2 protein-coding genes are annotated in these 699 nt (G+C 68.0%); both read right to left on the bottom strand.

Annotated features, from left to right (window positions below; genetic code table 11):
• The coding region (locus ACXJKJ_RS30675; protein ID WP_457395245.1) for an NAD(P)-binding protein at nucleotides 1–274 on the bottom strand (274 nt) is incomplete at its 3' end.
• A gap of 25 nt (nucleotides 275–299) precedes the next feature.
• Nucleotides 300–699 (bottom strand): aldehyde dehydrogenase family protein (locus ACXJKJ_RS30670; RefSeq protein ID WP_457395242.1); only part of this gene is annotated, 400 nt, incomplete at its 5' end.

Raw genomic sequence — 699 nt, 5'->3', positions numbered from 1 at the left:
GCGAAGAACCGCCCAGGCCCTTGCCACGTCCGCATTCCATGCGCCGGTTGTCCATGTGTGGCTCTGGCTCGGTCTCATAGGCCCAGTTGTAGCGGCGGCCCTGCAGCGGAAAGGCCAGTGCGGCCGGCATCTGCGTGCGGAAGTCCAGCCGGTAGTCCGGGCCACCGGCTTCAAGCAGCAGCACGCTGACGCCGGCGTCTTCGGTCAGGCGCGCGGCCAGCGTGTTGCCGGACGAGCCGGCGCCGATGATGATGTAGTCGTATTCGCGCTTCATCGCGGGGGTCTCCTGTCAGGCCGGTTCAGAACACCGACGCGTAGCGGTCCAGTTCGATCTGGATGGACTTGGTGCGGGTATAGGCGCGCAGCGTGGCCAGGCCGTTTTCGCGGCCCACGCCGGACTGCTTGTAGCCGCCCACCGGCATCTGCGCCGGCGATTCGCCCCAGCAGTTGACCCAGCAGATGCCGGCCTCCAACTGGTGGATCAGGCGGTGCGCGCGGCTCAGGTCGCGGCTGACCACGCCGGCGGCCAACCCATACTCGGTGGCGTTGGCGCGGGCGATCGCCTCTTCTTCAGTGTCGTAGGACAGCAGGCTCAGCACCGGCCCGAAGATCTCTTCGCGCACGATGCGCATGTCGTCGCGACAGTCGCTGAACACCGTCGGCGCCACGTAGCAGCCCTTGCCGAGCGCGCCGTCGGTC

The sequence above is a fragment of the Roseateles sp. P5_E1 genome (genome assembly GCF_054049335.1).
The sequence above is the reverse complement of the archived record's forward strand: the minus strand, read 5'-3'. Positions and strand labels throughout refer to the sequence as shown.